The organism is Brevibacillus sp. FSL K6-6036 (genome assembly GCF_037964015.1).
Lineage (GTDB): Bacteria > Bacillota > Bacilli > Brevibacillales > Brevibacillaceae > Brevibacillus > Brevibacillus borstelensis.
In genome coordinates, this window is record NZ_CP150173.1 from 3,352,444 (window position 1) to 3,371,011 (window position 18,568).

An 18,568-nucleotide genomic window follows, 5' to 3' on the forward strand; every position below is an offset into this window, starting at 1 on the left:
GCTGGAGCGTTTCCATTTTATTGGGACCTGTGAGCAGATTTTTTTATTTTCCTAAAATAGCTTTTATGCGTTCCTTTTTCTCTGTCTCATTCAAGTATTCAAAGAACCCCAGCCGATTTCCCCAGGGGTCGGAAAAAGTCCCCCATTTTACAGGAACTTCTTTTCTCGAACAGATTTCCAAGCTCTCGATATGCAATTCCCTTCTTAGCCTGTCCCGCTCCGCTTCGATATCTGCAACGCCAAAGCGAATAGGTCCGCTGCCATCAGCGGGAGCACCTTCCGCCACCTGCAGCCAACATCCGGGAATAAGCTCCCATTCTGCGAATCCTTCGTGAGGGATGAAGTCGGGTTCCTTTTTGAGCAGTGTTTGATACCACTTTTGTCCTTCTTTTATATCTGGAACACGAACTTGAACCGTCATTTCATAGATCAAACATATTCCTCCCTTACATACCCGACAGCTTGTATATACTCGTCATACCATTTTTACCATTCGCTTTCTCTGGAATCTATCGTCCTGCCATCCAATAGTGCCTTGACTTTCAGACAAACATGGCAGCGCGTTGCAGATACAGGCTCAGGCCATCCAGCCCTTAGTTCTTTCCTGCTTTTTCAAAAAAGCTGATATAAACATCAGGTGCGACCTCAACATCCCGCTTCCATTGATAATGATTTTTTTCGTACAGATTTTTGGCAGGGGTATTTTCTCTGCCGGTCGCTACTTTAAAAGCAGAACAATTTGCATTCTGCAATTCCATCGCCACCAACAGCTTTTGGGCAATTCCCTTTCTGAAATGAGCCGGATGCACAACCATTCTGCAGATCGTCAGTTCTTCATTTTCTATGGTATAGGAAATGGCGCCTGCAAGTTTGTTATCGATAAAATAACCCAAGAATTCCTCGCCGCACTGCTGGAACTCTTGAAATGATTCTTTCAACGGGGGGATTTCAAAAAAATTGATCAGTTCGGCTTCTACCTGGTATGCGGCTTTTTGCAGGTCGAAGAGCTTTTGGACGGTATCGGTTTCGGTGAAATTGATTTTGGTGATCATGGAGACTCCTTTTAGAAAGTATGTCCGTTGCAACATTTTTCCTTTATTAGCATTTCCATTTTGATGAATCGTCTGATTCTCTATTCACTTCAGATAAATGTAGGATTGAGTTACAGATGCTGGATCTATTCATTATACCTTGAAGAATGAATATCTTACATTATGTATTTTCATCACCGAATAAACGTACGATTCTGTTTCTGAAGGTACATCACCCTTTTTTCCTGTACCCAAATCTTTTTTATACTGATGTTTTGACTCGGAATCTTCCTTCGGATTATGTCTGTATAAATGGCCTATGCCAGTTCCTTAAAGAATGCCGCTGTTTTCCGAAGTTCGTTTTCGACTAAGCAAATCCCTCACCTCCGCCTCGACCGCATCCGTCAGCGAATACTTTGTGGCAAAGCCGAGCTTCCGTATTTTGTCGTCCTTCCAGATTCTGTTTACCGCCATTGTCTTTACGGCGAATGGACTCAACCCATAGGCAGCCATTTCATCTTCGGTCAATGCTTCAGGCAGCTCCAGCATTTTGGCAGTCTTCCCTGCGGCAAGGTCCATCGCTTCCTTCAGTTGACGCCACGTTGTATCGAATCCTTTGAGCAGGTAGACGCCGTCATCTTGCGGCTGCTTTTGGAAGGTACCCAGCCAGACCATCGCCCGGCCGATGTCGCGGGTATCTACCAGCGAAACTTGTGCAGCCCCCTCGCCGATCATCGGGTAGCGGTCATGCGCATGTGCGGCAAACAGTCTGGCGAAAAACGAGGTAGTGTCCCGGACGCCGATTGTGCTTGCCGGCCGCAGCACCACGGTCGTCATTCCGGTTTTTCGTCCCACTTCCCCGACGACTCTCTCCCTTTCAATCCCCAGCCGCTGTATCGGGTACTCCGGCTTCGACACATACGACTCGTCTATCGGTTCGTTGCTTTGAAAATCGTAGATGACCACTGTGCTGAGTTGAATAAACCGGGAAATGCCCTGCTTGGCCGCTTCTTCCGCAAGCGTTCGGGTCAACTCAATTTCCACCGGGGCATTCATGCTTATTTGCGTGTGCAGCTTTGCGTCGGCTGTGCAATTGTACGCTGCGTCATTTCCTGCCATCACGTCTGCTATGGCGGCTGGATCTGAAAAATCGATGCGAACGACGTCGACCCCCAAGCTGTCCAAAAACGCGGTGTTGCTGGTCTTGCGGACAACTGCCGTCACGCGGTGTCCAGCCAGATGCAGTTGTTCCGCGACATGCCCTCCAATAAACCCCGTACCTCCAAAGACAACAGCTTTCATGCTTTTTTCCTCCATTCAATTGCTTCAGGATGATTATTCACTATAATAATGAAAGTGCTATTATTATAAAAGTACGGATATTTTTTATAGTTACTATTCAAAAAGATAGCGGAGGGATGTTCATGCCTGAAGAATATAATCAAAAAGCGTGTCCGATTGAAAAAACAATGCACGTGATCGGGGGGAAATGGACGTTCATCATTTTAAGGGAACTGTTCTATGGTCCGCGGCGGTTTGGAGAACTGCAGCGCTCCTTGAAGGGGATCAGCCCGCGGACGCTGTCCATGCGTCTGAAGGAGCTGGAAGAAGAAGGGATTATCAGCCGGACGATCTACTCGGAAATCCCCCCGCATGTGGAATACGCGCTAACCGAAAAAGGCAAAACGCTTCGCCCCGTCTTCGATGCGATGAAGGAATGGGGAAATGCGTGGGATGTGCTGAAGCTGGGAAAACAATAGAAAAACAAAAACCCTTGAGACTGTCTCAAGGGTTTGCTTGCGTATAAATATTTATTCTTGGCTTATCGGCAGCTCGGCTCGTCCCCGCATCAGTACCTTTCTCCCCAATCTGGTTCGATAAAAACCGCGTTCCAGCAAACCGAACAGGGAGCCGGTGGTCCAATACAAGCCCAAGGCGACAGGCGCTTTCCAGAGAATCATCAAGAAGAAGGCGACCATGATCAGCGAGGTCAAGGCCCGTTGAATCAGAGGCGTGTCTGTCAGCATTTCACCAGTCAACGGAATCATGCCGGTCAAAAAGGTAAGTCCAGCGGCAAGCGCAGGCAGGATGTGCCACGCGTCATGCTGGGCAAAGGAGACAACCCAGGGAATAAAGGAAGAGGACATCGCCGCTCCATGCGTCAAAAACAGGCCGTACATCGCCATGAAGATCGGCATCTGCATTATCGCCGTCGTAAACATCGACAGCGGCTTGACTCCCGCCTTTTGGTAGAGATTCATCGTCTCTTGCATCAGCTTTGGCTGGTCGTCTTTGTACCGTTCCTGAAGCAGCTTCAGCTCAGGGCGAATCAAGACCTGCAGCATCGTCTGGCGGGCCGTCCGCAGATTGAGCGGAAAAAGCAGTCCTCTCACAAACAGTGTCAAAAGAACGATCGCAATTCCCCAATCCTGCGCAAACTGAAAGATCACATTCAGCAGCGAGGCCAGCAAATCAATGACAGGTTGAACAAAGGTATACATTCGGAATTCCTCCTCGTATCGTTGCAAATGTCTTTTCGATACAAGAAGGAAAGCGGATCAGCATCGTCACTGGAAGACCCTTGCTCCTCGGGAGGCTTTTTTCGCCGCACCCAGAGCATCCTCGGATGCACGGCGGGGCGAACCGAAATCTCGTTTGGCGGCTGCGAATCTATTCCCTTTTCCAAACAAGCTACCCATCCCAGCGGCTTTACCGGACTGCATAGCAGATGTGCAACCAGATATCCCGACAGGCCCATTGCCAGCAGCAAGAGTGTCATATCCAAGGAAAACTCCACAGCGTCACCTCCCAGAGGACAAAAATCGTTCGCTTTATACTAAAGATACCATACATACTTGGATACTTCCTATAAAAAGAATATGGGGAAGGAACGGGAATGTAAAAAAAGCAGCCCGAGTTTTTTCACGGGCTGCTTCTTCTATAAAAGCCTTGCTGCTTTTTTGCCTGACCTATGCTTATCTTGCTTCTTGCATAAGCCTAACCTGTATATTCCCTGCCTCTTCTTCCCTACTTCGCTGCTGGCTTTGCCTGAGCAGCCGCAGTCTTTCTCGCTTGATTCAGCTTCTGATAGAACTCTCCCTTGGTTTTCACATTGGCAAACGCGGCTGCATTCACCTTTGCCTTTTGCGAGAGCTCCGCAATCTCTTCTTTTGTTACCGGGTCCTTGATGTTGATCGAAGCCACGTTGGTGTACTTGCCGTCTTCTGTCTTTGGCACCCCGAGGATTCCGGCGTTGATCAGCTCAACGACATCGGCACGCTCAGGCGCAGTGGTGTCCACGCCGACAATCTTCCAGTAATTCAATGCTTTTGGCTCGTAAACGCCTTTCTTCACTTCTTTGAGATAGGCGATGGCGCGGTTGCGAATCGTTCCGCCTGTTTCGCCAAATGCGCTCTCATCCTTGGACGACCAGAGCTGTTTGAACTTCCGTCCTTCCAAAGCGCCGCCCTTCGCGATGAGTGCGTCCATACGGTAGGAGTTCATGCCAAGCTTGAGCACATCCTCCGCTTTGATCGGCTTGTCGTCCAGACGACGGAGGTTGGTGATGCGGCTTCCGGCAGGTTTGGTAAGGTCGATTTCGTACTTCACTCCGCCGAAAAAGTCGTTGGTGCTGTATTTGGAGGAACGACGCGTCTTGTCAAAGCTGATCGTCACATCTCCCGGACGAGCGGTATTGAAGTAGCCAGCCGCCCATTCCATGTAGTCCTTCAAATCTTTGCCTGTTACTTCGTACACGGTAATTTCGCCCAGTGCGTACTGGTAGTTGAAGGCGATGTCCTTTTTCTTGATCGGCCCTACATCCAGACGGGCCTTGTCATTGTCGATCTGGTGAGCGACGACATCGGCCTTGCTGTAATAGAGCATGACTTCATTAAAGAAGTCGGCAAGGTGCGTCTCCTGGATTTGGACCTGCGGGATGCCCTCAATCTCATTTTTCGGCACCATATTTTCGCCCTTCAGCTCAGCCACGACGACATTGGCGTCTGCGCGGGCAATCTCGTGGAAAGGCTTCAGCGTTTCTTCCAATGCCTTATCGGACTCGACGAAGGTACCGTCTGCTTGTTTCACAGGCAGCGCTGTCGCTTCCTTGCTTTTCAGCACCACTTTGTCGCCTTGCTTGGCAAACGTCAGGTCGATGCGGGACAGATGCGTGCCGTATTTGTCCGGTTCGGTGATCAGTACGCCGTTTACCTCTTCGCTTTTCACCAGCTTGTGCATGTGGCCGGCGAAAATGGCGGTCAGCTCGGGATTGGCATTGGCAATGTCGCGCACGCCGGTCCCCGGTTTCCCGTTCTCGTTGTCCAGCCCCATATGCATCAGGCCGATCATGACGTCTACTTTTCCTTCAAGCTCCTTGATTGCCTTTTTCGTTTCATCGACAGGATTTTTGACGACAAGCCCGTTCAGGTGGTCGGTTCCCTTTTCAAAATCCTCGATCATCGGGGTGTTCATCCCGATAATGCCGATCTTTACCCCAGCTTTTTCAATAATCGTGGAGGCTGGCAGGAAGCGCTCGCCGTTTTCCTTGTAAATATTGCCCGCAAGCAGCGGCCCGTCGTATTGGCTGCTGATCTTTTCCAGCACGTCCAGTCCAAAGTTGAATTCGTGGTTGCCAAATGCCCACGCGTCGTATTTCATCGCATTCATCGCAACCATCATCGGAGACTGTGGATGGCTGTTAAACAGTTCAGCCGAATTTCCCTGGATGCAGTCTCCCGCGTCCAGAAGAATCGTGTTGGGATTCTCTTCGCGAATTTGTTTGACCATCGTAAATAATTGCGTTAGGCTTCCGTTGTTGTTTGGACCATCGATTTCATAGTCCCACGGCATGAATCGTCCATGGATGTCAGACGTCCCGAGCAGCGTGATTTTGATTTCTGAATTCCCGGCGGCTTTTGCCTGAGCGGGCTGTGCAGCAGCAGCACTGCTGAACAGCGTAAGCCCGAGAGCTACGCTCAGACAGGTTTTCAGCGCCAATTTCCCCTTGCGCATTGCTTGTCCTCCTTTTGTCTAAAGAGTTCTTTCTGAATTTTCTTTCTCTTTATTCAGACCCTCTTTCTCTTGTTGTGCATAGATGGGCACTCTAGTAGACTATCGCAACAGGAAAAGATTCTCAATCATTTTCTTGCCATTTCTGCTTTTTATCCGTGGCATTCGCCTGCAGAAAAAGCCAGCGGCGAGAAACCGCTGGCTTTTCATCGTCTTGACCTTGCAAATTGTCCGAATCACGCTCGCTTACTTTTTAACGGATGGCTGCACACCTTCCGGGATCGGGCATTTGTATGGCTTTCCGCCCAAACGCTGCTGCAATTCGGCTTTGGCCTGTTCGATCAGCTCCGGATTGTTCAGCATGTCGACTGCCGTGGAGGCAAGCACCTTTCCGGCATGGAGCATGCCTTTATGGCCCAGGGAGGTACCACCGAGCGACACCCATTGCCAGGAGTGCAGCGTCGACCCGTTCACGAAGCAGGCCGTCGTACACTGTGCGGTAGGCGCGATCCAACTGACGTCACCGACATCTGTAGAGCCGTTCAGCGGGCTCGTTTCACCGTTGTACGGATTCAGCCATGTCACCATATCGACGTCCGGCCCGTCCGGAAATTCTTTTACCGAGGTGTTTAACTCCTGCTCAGTCAGCGTGGCGCGAACTTCCTTGGCCAGCTTGAGCTCCTCCTCGTCATGCACGGGGACGCCCAGCTCTTGGAAGTTGCGGTACATGACCTGTTCCATGACCTTGTTTTGCACCACATTGGAGCACGCTTTGTCAAACACGATCTCTACCTCGGTTTCGGTCATCAGCGCTGCCCCTTGGGCGATTTTGCACACCCGCTCATAAATTTCCTGCACCTGGTCAACCTTTGGCGCACGCACCAGATAGAGCGCCTCCGCATAGGCCTGCACGACATTCGGAGAGAGTCCGCCCGTATTGGTCACGGCGTAGTGGACGCGCGCTTCCGGGATGATGTGCTCACGCAAGTAGTTGACGCCGACGTTCATCAGCTCTACGGCATCCAGCGCACTGCGTCCCAGATGCGGGCTTGCTGCCGCATGCGAGCTTTTGCCTCTGAATTTGAAGTACACCTGGTAATTGGCCAGCGATTCGATCGCCATGATGCTGTTGTAGCCCATCGGGTGCCAGCAGAGGGCAAAGTCGACGTCGTCAAACAGTCCGGCGCGGGCCATAAAGGCTTTGCCGGAGCCCCCCTCCTCGCCGGGACATCCGTAGTAGCGGACAGTGCCTTTGAGATTGTTCTCCTCCATGTACTGCTTGACAGCAACCGCAGCGGCCAGAGAAGCCGTACCGAGCAGGTTGTGTCCGCAGCCATGCCCGTTGCCTCCCGGTACCTCCGGTTCTTGCACCGCCTGCCCTTTCTTTTGGCTCATTCCTGAGAGGGCGTCGAACTCTCCCAAAATGGCGACAATCGGACCGCCGCTGCCGAAGCTACCGATAAATGCCGTCTTGATGCCGCCTACGCCTCTTTCTACCTGAAAACCTTCGCTCTCCAGCGTTTGCGCCAGCAATTCGGCAGATTGGTACTCTTCAAAGCGCGTCTCGGCAAAGCTCCAAATGTTGTCGCTCACACTGATGAACAAATCGCGTTTTTGTTCAATCATTTCCGAAATTCGTTGGGTATGCATAAAGAAACATCCTTTCTATTCGCAGCTGCAGGATTCGGGGAGTGTCCGATAGAACGGCTTCTCACGTCAACAGACGTTTGGCGATGCGGTGCAACAGCTCTACGGAGCGCGGGAGAATCTCCTCCTGGATGTCAAATTTGGGGTGATGGTGAGGTGCGGGAATATCCGTCCCGATCGCCATGTACGTCCCTTTTCCTCCGCGCTCCTGAACGCGCTTGATCATGAAGCTGGCGTCCTCGCTGCCCATCGCATTGCTGTCGCTGACCTTGAAGGCGGTGAAGCCCTCGACCTGCTTCGCTTCCTCGATCGCCAGCTCAGCCATGTCCAGATCGCTGTTGATCGGGATGGCGCCGCCAATCACTTCGATCTCGTGCTCCAGCTCGTGCATGGCTGCGCTGTGGGCGATGATATTGCGGACACGCTGTTCCAGCTCGGCATTCACTTCTTCTGACACCGAACGGGTTTCCACGATCATTTTTGCATGCTGCGGAATGATATTGGCTGCCGTCCCGCCTTCCAATACACCCACATTCACACGGGTTGAGCCTGTGCTAAAGCGCGGAATGGCATGGATGTTCAGCAGAGCGGTAGCGGCTCCGAGCAAGGCGTTTTTGCCCTTTTCCGGAGAGGCTCCAGCATGGGACGGTACCCCGTGGAAATGGGCAACCATCTTGGTTGTAGCGAGAAAACCGAAAGAGGCTCCGTGCACCTCGCCGAGCGGGACATTGGTCCCCAGATGGTGACAGAAAATATAATCGACATCGTCGAGCATCCCTTTTTGGACGATGGAGTAAGCGCCGCGGACACCTTCTTCGGCGGGCTGGAAAATCAGCTTTACGGTTCCGGAAAAGTTGCCGTCCGCCAGTTTTTCGGCAAGCCCGAGTCCAATCGTCGTATGGCCGTCATGGGCGCAAGCGTGCATGTTTCCTTCATAGCGGGAGCGAAATGCCTTTGCCTGGGGGAGGTGGTCCGCGTCCGTACTTTCCAGGACAGGCAGCGCATCCATGTCAAACCGGAACGCAACGGTAGGCCCTTCCTGCTTTCCTTTTTTCACCCCGATCACGGCTGTGTAGCCGCCTCGCATTTTCTCCACGATCTGCGGGTTTGCACCGTCCCGCAAGGCCCGCTCGTAAGCAGCCTCCAGCACGTCCGCGGACGGCAATCCCCTGCGGGAACCGCCATCCATTGCGTCTGGGCCGTAAATCACATCAAAGCCAAGCGAAGCAAGTATTTCCACGACCTTGGAAGCCGTACGAAATTCCGTGAATCCCACTTCCGGGTGCATATGAAAATCTCTTCGCAATGAAACCAAATCCAGCATAGTCAATTCCTCCTGTCTTCTCTTGGAGCCATTTTTTGCGTTACATTCTCGGATAGACGCCAGGACCGATTGGCAAGCCCAGGAAATACCAGACGACCAGGAGCAGTGTCCAGAGAATGAATATAGCGATCGGGTATGGCATGATCAGCGAATAGTACGTTCCCAGCTGGGCGTCCTTCTTGTATTCCTGCAGGAACCCAAGGAACAGCGGGATAAACGGCGACACGATCGCGAACGGAATCACGGCAGAGTCAGCGATCCGGAATGTGATTTGCGCGAAAGCCGGATGGAACCCTAGCGCCATGAACATCGGGATAAAGACCGGCGCCAAAAGCGACCAGATCGCAGAGCCGCTGGCAATGAACATGCAGAGGAATGCGGACAAAAACATCAAGCCGATAAAGACAGGCGCTCCTGTCATGTTCATTTTTTCGAGCAAATCGGTGATAAACAGGGCGAGGAAGCTGCCCATGTTGCTCCAGTTAAACATGGCGACAAACTGGGAGAGCGGGAAAACCATGACGATGAAGCTGGCCATTCCCTTGATCGGATCGGTCAAAAGGGCCGGAATGTCATTTTGCTTCTTGATCACGCCCACCTTGATCCCGTATGTGATGGCAACCGTGAAGAAGAACAGCAGAATGACCGGGACAATCCCTGAAATAAACGGCGACGGAACAATCGTGCCCTGCTTCGGATCACGCAGGATTCCGCCCTCCGGCACGACCAGAATGGCGAGTACGGCGATGAACACCAGCGCTGCAATTCCTGCCGCGCGAAGCCCTTTCTTTTGCTGAGCCGAAAGGTCCTCCAGCTTTTTCTCCGCACTGCCCTGATAAACACCCAGTTTGGGCTCCACAAACTTGTCGGTGATAAAGCCGATGATGGCAGAAAGCAGCAGTACCGAGACAGACATAAAGAACCAGTTGTCCAAAACGCTTACCGTCACGTTCGGGTCGACCGACTTCGAAATTTCCGAGCTGATCCCGGAAAGCAGCACATCTGTTGTTACGATCAGCATATTGGCTGTAAAACCTGACCCGACACCGGCGATGGCAGCCAAAAGTCCCGCTACCGGGTGACGTCCTACAGCCAGGAAGATCAGCGCACCGAGTGGGGGCATGATGACAAAGGCAGCATCAGACGAGACATGGCTGAAAAAAGCGATAAAGGCAACCAGGTAGCTTGCATATCGGGCATTTACCCGCAGAGACATCTTGCGGATGACCGCTTCCAACAGACCGACCTTCTCTGCCAATCCGACCCCCAGCATCAGCGTCAGAATCGATCCCAACGGCAAGAATCCGGAAAAGTTTTTAATGATATTGGGCAGCAGCCATTGAAGCCCCTCTTGGCTGAGCAGATTCTTTACCTGAACTTCCTCGTTTTTGATCGGGTCTACGGCTGTAATGTGGAAAAACGACAAAACGGCTGTCACTACGAACAAAATGGCGATCAGATAGAGGAAGAGCATGAATGGATTCGGCAATTTGTTCCCGATCCGCTCCACCCATTTCAATAAGCCTGTCCCCTTTTGCTCCTGAAACTCTGACTTTGCTTGCTGCGTTTGCGCTTGCATTGAACAATCCCCCTCGGCCCGTGTCTTTCTGTCCTGGTAAGTCACTCGTTTTCCATGTGTGTGTAAAGCAAGCCGGCAGCGAAACCGAATGAGTGTTCAGTCTGCAGCCGCCCCAATGTAAGCACTTTCTTTTTGCGAAAGCGGTAGCCAGCGCCCCTTTCTTCGTGAATTCTGCGCATATTTTTCATTATGCGAATAAATAGAGAAATTGTCGTTAAATGAATTATATAGCCTTGTTAAATGTTTTTCAACAGAATTGTTCGACTTCTCACAAAACAGCAAGCGCTTTCCATACAAAAAGCCAGTCCTCTCTTGAGAACTGGCCTGCTCATCTTTTTTATCGCTACTTTTTTAATTGGTATATTTTTTTCGGACGTCCGCGCACAGCCTGAAGCTCTTCTCCCTTATACTCGGCAAGTCCGTATTCGCACAGGCTGCCGATGATCCGCTGGGCATTCCGTACCGTCATCGACAAGTACGTGGCGATGTCTGAAGTCGTGAATGTGCTCCAGCCCATGCGCTGCACCAACGCTTGCAGCTTGTTATAGGTTTTGATGCTGACGTTTGCCTTGTTTAATTTATCCAAAAGCTCCTTGTCATTGGAGCGATAGGCATAAGCGATTTGTTCCGGTTCGCCTGCCGCTTCCACGATGACGCCGTTTTCCTGGACGATCACGATCCCGTATCCGTCCCTGTTTTTTGCATGCTGAACCGCCTTGCGCGCATTGCTTTCGGCGGAAAAAGCGGTCTCGCCAAACCCGATGCCCACTGCGACGGGAACGTCCGCCTCCAGGGAGAGCTGCTGCAAGGTCGCGCGCAGCATGTCAATCTCCCGCTCGATGGCTCCCCGGGAGCTGAAAATCTGGTAGCGGCCGTTGCCGTTTGCCATAAGTGAACCGTCCAGCTTTTCGCACAGCAGCAGCAAAAGCTGCCTGATCTTCAATTCCAGATGCTGTAAATGAAAACGGGCCGTTGATTTTTCCACAATCGTGTCAAACTGCTCAAGTTCAATGATTTCGACACCGATCTGCGTATCCTTGAAGTAGGAGCTCCTCGCTCTTTCGATGACCATCTTCATTGCTTGCCGAATTTCCATCTTGGTCATATAAATGCGGTAGACAGGAACCCCTGCCTCGCGAAGAAGCTCTTCCACGGTCATCAATGTAGTAAAAGCGCCCTGGGTCTTCCCTTCCCTCCAGACCTTCAGATGGAATTGCGCGACTGCCTGCGCGTCATAATGCTCGTCGTAGGTCATCACGTGCGTGTCTTCTTCCGGTATCTGCAGTTCGGACAACTGCTCCTGCAAAAACTGCCCCTCCGACTCGATCATGTCAATCGAGACTCGCTTCACGGCTTCATCCCGGTCGATCGACATTTGAATAAAGCTCCGGTACAGGTTGGAGCCGGTAGGCGGGCAGTAGACCATATTGGCCTCGGGGCTGAGCACATTTTTCGCAATCGTGAACGGAATGGGCCCGGAGAAAAACCATCCGTCAAATTCGTGATTGCGCTCCTGAACAATGCCGCTCACTTCTTTTGCATCCCCGTACGTTATCGGAACAAATTCGATCTCATGTTCAAATTCGTTGGCTACAGCCAGTATCCGCTCGACAGAAGGAGGCGGTCCAACGACACCAATTCTATACATAATTTTCGCTAACCCCTGCCTGATTTAGATGATGTTTCATTTTTTACTATATCAGACAGGAAGTCATAATCTCCATCTCTATTTCCGAAGATCCCGATAGGCCGGGAGCCCTTCTGCCCCTTCCGCCGCTTTGATCGCGTTGACGACCGCTGCTGCAAGCACCTCCGCGGACAATGCTCCCACGAGATTGACAGATGCATCGACACCGCCTGTCGCAACTGCGAAAACCGTATCCCCGTCGCTCATCGTATGTACGGGGAATATCGCTTTGGCCAGTCCATTGTGAGCCATCTGCGCGACTTTATTCGCCTGCGTTTTGTTCAGGTTGGCATTGCTTGCGACCACCGCAATCGTGGTGTTGGTGCCGCTCGGGACAGGCGGAGAGCTCTGCTCGATCATCCAGGAGAGAGCGTCCCGAATCCTGCCGCTGTCGTCACGCGCGCCGGCCAAAATCTCTCCGGTAACGGGGTCGCGCACCTCTCCCACGGCGTTGACGGAGACGACCGCACCTACGACCAAGCCGTTTGGCAAATGCAGAGATGCGGAGCCAAGCCCGCCTTTCATCGCCCGTTTGCCTCCTGCCAGCTTTCCTACTGTCGCCCCGGTTCCCGCTCCTGCATTTCCTTGCTTGACCGGGTCTTTGCTCGCTTTTTTGGCTGCCTCGTAGCCCATCTTTTGATCGGGCCGCACCTTTGCGCTTCCGAACGATAAATCGAAGATGACCGCTGCCGGAACGATGGGAACGACACCTACCCCCACATTGTGGCCGATGCCCTGCTCCTCCAGATAGCGCATGACGCCGCTCGCAGAATCCAGTCCGTAGGCGCTTCCTCCCGTCAGCACGATGGCGTTTACTTTTTCCACCATGTTGATCGGGTTCAACAGATCGGTTTCCCGTGTGCCGGGGGCTGAGCCGCGTACATCTACGCCGCAAGGGGAGCCCTCTTCCAGCACGACTACGGTACAGCCGGTCATCGCCTTTAGATCTTGCATCTGGCCGACTTTCACACCCGGTACGTCGACGATCGTTCCGCCTGGTTTGATCCATTCACCGATGCCTGCCGCAGCGGCTTTTGCTCCTTCCATTCCCCCCGCCTCCTCGGCCATGACAGAACCGATGGTCAGAAGACTTCCGGGAACAGCCGCAGCCAAGCCAAGCAGGGCTGTTTTGTGGAGAAACTCTCTGCGGGAGACAGATTGGGTTGTCTGTGTTTGCTGCTGTGGGTTGGGTTCTTCTGACGAAGAGATAGCAGATTCAAAGACATCGACACTAGGAGGGTTTTGCCTGCAGCCAAACTCACGAGGTGAAATATGACTCTGCATCTGGCCGATTTCTTCGGTTGTTAACGGCTTGTCCAACGATTCATTTTTCATGCTGGTCCCACCTTCGTTTTCAGATGTTCTCACAAGCACAAGACAAGTTGCCAGAGTAATTATTTGAATATTCTATCTATTAAATCGTAGCGGAATTTCTTCCCGCAATCAATTGATTTTCCGCAAATAGGGAAAAAGTCGCAGAAAAACCGGAGCTATCGAGGCCATTCAAAAAAGAGGGAGTACGAACACTTTTGTCCTTACTCCCTCGTCCTATCAACTTATAGAAAGATAAAAACGATTCCTAATACTGAAGCAAAGATGATCGTCCCTTCGCCCTATCGTGGAGCCACTCATCCACCGCGCTCTTGGGAAACAAATAGTCCCCTCTGATCTTGATATACGGAAAGTCGGAGCCATGAATGAGCTCCGTCAAATTTTGCTCACTGATCCCCAGGTATTTTCTGACTTTCTTCTGATCCATGACTTCCGGTTCTTCGGCTTGAATCATCTCGTTCACCGTTGCCTCCAGACGAACGACGGCTCCGGCGATTTCAGCGGTGTTGTGCGTTTCCGAATCGCCGTAGGCGGCAATTCCGGTTGCCGCTCTGGCTACGAGCCACGCGCCGATCAGGATAGCTGCGGCCAAAACAAAAATTTCGAGTTTTCCCGTGTTTTTCAAACTGGTTCCTCCTGTACCGACTGTTCCATATTCAGTGCTTCCGACCTTGCCTTCAGGAAAATTTCCATGACTGCAAGAAGACTTCGCTTTTCGTCCTCTGTTCCTTTTGGTCCCCTCCAGTATTCGCTCTAAAAAGACATGCCTCCACCTGGACGGCAGCCTTCCGAATGAGTGAGCGGTTTGCACGAAATGCTATTCACTTGCTCAGTAAATAGACGAAAAAAATGACTTGAAGTCACAGAACTTATTTTTTCGGCTCCCTCTCCTCCGGTTGGTGAATGGAGATAGAGGGAGCCGCTGGATGGGAACGTATGAGAACGGATGGGTCTGCATGAAAACGGGTGGGACCGGCTGGAACGTCACGTCCCCCGTCCTATTCACAGCCGCGGATCGATCTCCTTTTCCTTGGCCGCTTCAAACAACAGATTTGCAACGGCTTCCTTATACGCTTCATTGTCAGACGTGATCTCATGGAACGGAATTGCCAGCATCTTTTGTCCCAGCACGTATTCGTTCATCGATGTCCGCAGCTTTTGACCGATGTTTTTCTGTTTTAGCAGCTTCCTGTACTTGTGAGGGAAACGGTAGTCATACCCGTAGATGATCGACAAGTAGTCAGGATTGCGGACCTTCAGATAGGGAACGGCCCTGCTGGTCGCTTCCTCCGGCTTGATCACGACGCCCTCCATCCGGTTTTCCAGCGTCAATCTGGCGAAGAACCGCTCTGCCCGCTCCACGCTGTCCGGCTCAGCCAGATCGAGCAAGAGGAAGTCGTCATCCGACAGAAAGCTGTACATCTCTGACGTCTTCCAGTCCGGAAGCTGCTCCTGTCCATTCTCCAATACCGCCTTGAGCAAGGAAAACGGCTTGTATTCCAGCTTCCCGTCCCCGGCGTACAGCTCCAGCTGCTGTTTGTACGTGTGGTAGGCGCTCACATGGACGTCCAAGGGAACATACGTCTCCCAAATGTCGTGCAGATGCTTGTAATTTTGATAGACACTCGCCCCGTATTTTTGACTCAGCTCGCTCTTGGAGCTGCGGAACTGGTCTTGCTCAAATCCGCTGTTCCGGTACTCGTCCACCAGCTTTCCAAAGGCTTCCTCAAAGCCATTTTGCTGCAGAAAGGCAAGTTCGCCCTCCAACGCCTTTTCAATCGGTCTGAACTGCTTTTGAATCAGGCCGTCGCCAATCGCGCTCCAGGGAAGCAGCTCCCCGTCCAGTATGAGCATTTGCAGCCCGTTTTGCTCCATGTAGCCGCCGAATTTTTGCAGCAGCCCCTCATAAATCTCCGTCAGGTCGACCTGCGTGATTTTATAGCCGTTCCTGCTGACCGCAAAGCACTGGGCGAGCTCCCTGTGCAGATACACATTGCATCTGGAGCCCATGTACTTCGGCTGCAAAACGACGTGCCGAATCCCTTTCCCTTCAAAGTACTGCAGCCCGCGCTTCAAAGACTCCAATTCATTTGCCGCTTCGTCCTTGTCCGCCGGAGACATTGTACCCGATATAAAATTGACCCGGTTTCGCGAGCAGTAATCCAGCCTGCGGATTTCCTCCTCCTGCAATTCGTCGACAGATACCTTTTGCTCCTCCTGGAACAGCAATTGCAATTCTTCGGTCAGGACAGCCCGGCCGGATTTATATGACCGGAAGAACGGTTTGTGTGCAATACTGACGGCGGTCAGGACATTGCCGTGGACGCAGCCTGTATCGATATGCAGCTTGTTTTTGATGCGAAACGCCTGTTTCGCCGCGATGTGTCCAAATACGTGATACGGGTGGTTTTTCACCGCTTCCTGCCGCAGAAAGGCAAGCTGGTTTTCCAGCGGTTTTTCCCGATCGATCCGATAATTCCGCTGGCGGCGAACCGAATGGTCGTCCATTTTCCCCAAGTATTTGTTTTTGCACGGCGCATGGGTCACGATGAAAGAAGGGCTGTTTGCCCCGATAAATCTGTAAAACGGCTTTGACAGAGCATGCAGGCATGCAAACTTTTCCAAAAGTTCCGCATCCTGCAAAAACACCTGCGTAGAATCGAAATACGAATGGACGAGCTCCTGGTCGGCTCCCTTTATTTTTCCCCTTACATACTTGTCGACAAAGTTCTCGTGATTCCCCGTGACAAACAGGAAATGCTCCCGGTTCGCGTACAAAAACGCTACAATTTCTCTCGTGTTTTTTCCTTTGTCGAGCCAGTCGCCGACCAAAATGATCTTCGTATCCCGGACCTTCTCCGTAGCGATCAGCTTGCCCGCCTCGATCCGGTAGCCGTAGGCGAGCAATAGTCCTTGCAGCTCCTGTACGCACTCATGGACATCTCCGACGATAATATAGCGCCCATCCGGCGGCAGAATTGTCCCGAGGTACTCTTCCCTGTTTTCGATCACAACCCGGTAGTCGGGATGGACCTTGCCCTCTGCCGGCCGGTAAAAGTCTTTTGCCCGCACCCGATGGATCTTTTCGTATCCTTCCTTTGCCAGCGAGCCGAGGACATCTCTTTTCAACCGGTTAATGTGGCTGGTAATCAGCTTTTTGGACCGCTCGGAAGCGTAGTAATCCTCCCGGTTGCGATAGTCGAACACGACTGCTTCCAGTCTGTAGTGATTCTGGCTGGCAATCTCCTTCACCTTTGCCCGAAAATCGTCGGCCAGTCCCGTCGTATCGAGCACGACGAATTCCGCATTGATCGGGTAGGAGGTCACCGCTCTCAGCTTGTCATACAAGAGCTGAAACGCCTGCTCGCTCGCCTCCAGCATGACTTGGTCGTACTTGTCCAAATCCGCTCCCAGAAGCTCCTGGCGAATGCTGTCCGAGGAGATGTACTGGACATTTGCCCGATAGTTTTTCGTCTCGTCGGCAAACCGCAGACCGGGAATGAGCACTTCCCTGGCAAACGTCGTCTTGCCGCATTCCGTCGGTCCGATCAGCATGAGGATAGTGTGGACTTTCGTTTGAATTTCCATGGATTCAAGCCTCCTTTCTCCTGACAATGACGCCCTGCGTCGTGTGAATGCCGTTTACCGCGTCGCCGATGTCTACAAATTCCGTGTTTACCCCGGTCCCTTTGATTACATCGGAGAACCACTGCTGAAACGCGTCTTTTCCCATCTCCCACTTGTGGTCGTCATGGCGAAATCCATCCAGCTCGTAAAACTGGTTGAAATCTGCATTCGGCGTCGTGATGATAAAGTACTCGAAATCGATATGCCTCAAGATAGACTGAATCAGCTTCCCGGCTTCATCCTCGGCCATATGCTCGATGACCTCTGTCAGGATAACGTCAACTCTCTCTCCGTTGTACACCTCCAGGAAGCGGTCAAGCGAGTCGAATACCGCGATGTTATCGATGTCTTTTGCCTGCGCCTTGCGATTTGCGGAAGCGAGCGCTTCTTTATCCGTATCTATCGCAAAATAGCTGCCTTCTATCTTCCCGGCGAACCGCAGTGCATAAAATCCTTCCCCGCAGCCTACATCGACAATCGACTTGTTGAAGGGCAGCAAACCTTCGATGTAGTTCCGGCGTTGCAGCGCGGTGCTTCCAAATGCAAACCGGATCTCGCAGCCGCCCGTTTTCTCCAGCTCTGCCTTGTATGTTTGAAAACGGTCCCGCGAGGACAGGAAGTTTCGGACAAACAGGCTGCGAATATAAAACGGCGCGTCAATCAGGTTGATGCTCCTCGTGTACTTATCGAGAATGCTGTCGGAAATGTCGATATACTCTTCGCCAAACATGGACAAGAACAGGCACAGCACACTTGTCGTATGCAGCAGATGATGCAGGCTCTTGCGCGTCGTGATGGTCAGCGCATAGCTTTTATGCGCCCGATGCTCGACGGCAAACGCAAACTCCTTGAGATGCTTGGCAAAAAACTCGATATACCGCAGCTTTTCAATATGAATCATGTGGATGTAAAAGGCGTGTTCGTAGCCTTCTATGTCCCGCTCGTCATGCACTTTTAACGGTGCTGAAAAAAACTCGTTTATCGCATTTAACGGAAAGAGCGGCGTGTTGTACCGCGACACATTCAAATATTCGAATTGTTCCTGCTCATGCCGTTTGTAGGAAATTTCATTGTCCGCGTCCTTGAAGTACACGTTGAAAGTGGTCGGGTCGGTGTACCAGCCGTACGCCATTCCCTTTCGGATCGACCGGAGCAAAACGCCGGTTTGCGGGTTCTTTTTGATCAGAAAGGAAAACTGCGGGTTTGTAGATTTCAGTTGAACAATAGCCATATAAACCTCCTTTAGGGAAAGTGGATGGTTGCAGCCGCTGGATCGTTTCAGCCACCGGTTCCTTTCCGGCGGCGCCGCCCGTGATACGCAAAAAGGCCAC

Annotated in this window: 15 protein-coding genes; 1 reads left to right on the forward strand and 14 read right to left on the reverse strand. The window is 51.9% G+C overall.

All coding sequences use genetic code 11. The features are described from left to right. Window positions 1–43: 43 nt before the first annotated feature. From NST37_RS16885 to NST37_RS16895, 3 genes are all read right to left on the reverse strand, one after another. Window positions 44–433 carry a VOC family protein gene (locus NST37_RS16885; RefSeq protein ID WP_172920801.1) on the reverse strand — a complete coding sequence of 130 codons (390 nt, stop codon included), beginning with the start codon at window positions 431–433 and terminating at the stop codon, window positions 44–46. A gap of 160 nt (window positions 434–593) precedes the next feature. Further along, entirely contained in the window at window positions 594–1,088 is a 495-nt protein-coding gene (locus NST37_RS16890; RefSeq protein WP_331280858.1) for a GNAT family N-acetyltransferase, read from the reverse strand. 273 nt (window positions 1,089–1,361) lie between these two features. Then, a complete protein-coding gene (locus NST37_RS16895) occupies window positions 1,362–2,333 on the reverse strand; it encodes an NAD-dependent epimerase/dehydratase family protein (RefSeq protein ID WP_339185580.1) in 972 nt (323 codons plus the stop codon). 122 nt (window positions 2,334–2,455) lie between these two features. On the opposite strand from NST37_RS16895, the gene NST37_RS16900 reads away from it, so the two are divergent. Next, a complete protein-coding gene (locus tag NST37_RS16900; protein WP_024985631.1) occupies window positions 2,456–2,791 on the forward strand; it encodes a helix-turn-helix domain-containing protein in 336 nt (111 codons plus the stop codon). A 51-nt stretch (window positions 2,792–2,842) separates the two neighbouring features. Here the strand turns inward: NST37_RS16900 and NST37_RS16905 are convergent, their stop codons facing one another. The 11 genes from NST37_RS16905 to NST37_RS16955 all read right to left on the reverse strand — a co-directional run bounded on the left by NST37_RS16905 (window position 2,843) and on the right by NST37_RS16955 (window position 18,468). After that, window positions 2,843–3,532, reverse strand: a complete 690-nt coding sequence (locus NST37_RS16905; RefSeq protein ID WP_031932763.1) for a YidC/Oxa1 family membrane protein insertase — start codon at window positions 3,530–3,532, stop codon at window positions 2,843–2,845. Further along, a complete protein-coding gene (locus NST37_RS16910; RefSeq protein WP_024985633.1) occupies window positions 3,484–3,828 on the reverse strand; it encodes a hypothetical protein in 345 nt (114 codons plus the stop codon). The genes NST37_RS16905 and NST37_RS16910 overlap by 49 nt, the downstream gene beginning before the upstream one ends. A gap of 230 nt (window positions 3,829–4,058) precedes the next feature. Then, on the reverse strand, window positions 4,059–6,044 hold the full coding sequence (locus tag NST37_RS16915) for a 5'-nucleotidase C-terminal domain-containing protein (protein ID WP_024985634.1): 1,986 nt from the start codon (window positions 6,042–6,044) through the stop codon (window positions 4,059–4,061). A 243-nt stretch (window positions 6,045–6,287) separates the two neighbouring features. Continuing rightward, a complete protein-coding gene (locus NST37_RS16920) occupies window positions 6,288–7,691 on the reverse strand; it encodes a M20 family metallopeptidase (RefSeq protein WP_039070712.1) in 1,404 nt (467 codons plus the stop codon). 61 nt (window positions 7,692–7,752) lie between these two features. Then, window positions 7,753–9,012: an amidohydrolase gene (locus tag NST37_RS16925; RefSeq protein ID WP_243014903.1), complete on the reverse strand. Its 1,260-nt coding sequence runs from the start codon at window positions 9,010–9,012 to the stop codon at window positions 7,753–7,755. A gap of 40 nt (window positions 9,013–9,052) precedes the next feature. Beyond that, entirely contained in the window at window positions 9,053–10,591 is a 1,539-nt protein-coding gene (locus tag NST37_RS16930) for an AbgT family transporter (RefSeq protein WP_024985637.1), read from the reverse strand. Window positions 10,592–10,934: 343 nt separating this feature from the next. Next, entirely contained in the window at window positions 10,935–12,239 is a 1,305-nt protein-coding gene (locus tag NST37_RS16935; protein ID WP_003386428.1) for a hypothetical protein, read from the reverse strand. A gap of 78 nt (window positions 12,240–12,317) precedes the next feature. Then, complete coding sequence (locus NST37_RS16940; protein WP_051925529.1) at window positions 12,318–13,325, reverse strand: P1 family peptidase; 1,008 nt, start codon at window positions 13,323–13,325, stop codon at window positions 12,318–12,320. A gap of 532 nt (window positions 13,326–13,857) precedes the next feature. After that, window positions 13,858–14,235 carry a helix-turn-helix domain-containing protein gene (locus NST37_RS16945; protein ID WP_003386431.1) on the reverse strand — a complete coding sequence of 126 codons (378 nt, stop codon included), beginning with the start codon at window positions 14,233–14,235 and terminating at the stop codon, window positions 13,858–13,860. Window positions 14,236–14,612: 377 nt separating this feature from the next. Then, on the reverse strand, window positions 14,613–17,198 hold the full coding sequence (locus tag NST37_RS16950) for an AAA family ATPase (protein ID WP_003386432.1): 2,586 nt from the start codon (window positions 17,196–17,198) through the stop codon (window positions 14,613–14,615). A 4-nt stretch (window positions 17,199–17,202) separates the two neighbouring features. Beyond that, window positions 17,203–18,468, reverse strand: coding sequence for a methyltransferase domain-containing protein (locus tag NST37_RS16955; RefSeq protein WP_339185582.1), 1,266 nt, complete (start codon window positions 18,466–18,468; stop codon window positions 17,203–17,205). Window positions 18,469–18,568: the final 100 nt, after the last annotated feature.

Coding starts and splice junctions, on each gene's coding strand:
- NST37_RS16905 (WP_031932763.1), bottom strand. CDS start 3,532: ATGTATACCTTTGTTCAACCTGTCATTGATTTGCTGGCCTCGCTGCTG.
- NST37_RS16940 (WP_051925529.1), bottom strand. CDS start 13,325: ATGGAAGGAGCAAAAGCCGCTGCGGCAGGCATCGGTGAATGGATCAAA.
- NST37_RS16935 (WP_003386428.1), bottom strand. CDS start 12,239: ATGTATAGAATTGGTGTCGTTGGACCGCCTCCTTCTGTCGAGCGGATA.
- NST37_RS16950 (WP_003386432.1), bottom strand. CDS start 17,198: ATGGAAATTCAAACGAAAGTCCACACTATCCTCATGCTGATCGGACCG.
- NST37_RS16895 (WP_339185580.1), bottom strand. CDS start 2,333: ATGAAAGCTGTTGTCTTTGGAGGTACGGGGTTTATTGGAGGGCATGTC.
- NST37_RS16930 (WP_024985637.1), bottom strand. CDS start 10,591: ATGCAAGCGCAAACGCAGCAAGCAAAGTCAGAGTTTCAGGAGCAAAAG.
- NST37_RS16955 (WP_339185582.1), bottom strand. CDS start 18,468: ATGGCTATTGTTCAACTGAAATCTACAAACCCGCAGTTTTCCTTTCTG.
- NST37_RS16920 (WP_039070712.1), bottom strand. CDS start 7,691: ATGCATACCCAACGAATTTCGGAAATGATTGAACAAAAACGCGATTTG.
- NST37_RS16900 (WP_024985631.1), top strand. CDS start 2,456: ATGCCTGAAGAATATAATCAAAAAGCGTGTCCGATTGAAAAAACAATG.
- NST37_RS16915 (WP_024985634.1), bottom strand. CDS start 6,044: ATGCGCAAGGGGAAATTGGCGCTGAAAACCTGTCTGAGCGTAGCTCTC.
- NST37_RS16925 (WP_243014903.1), bottom strand. CDS start 9,012: ATGCTGGATTTGGTTTCATTGCGAAGAGATTTTCATATGCACCCGGAA.
- NST37_RS16890 (WP_331280858.1), bottom strand. CDS start 1,088: ATGTTGCAACGGACATACTTTCTAAAAGGAGTCTCCATGATCACCAAA.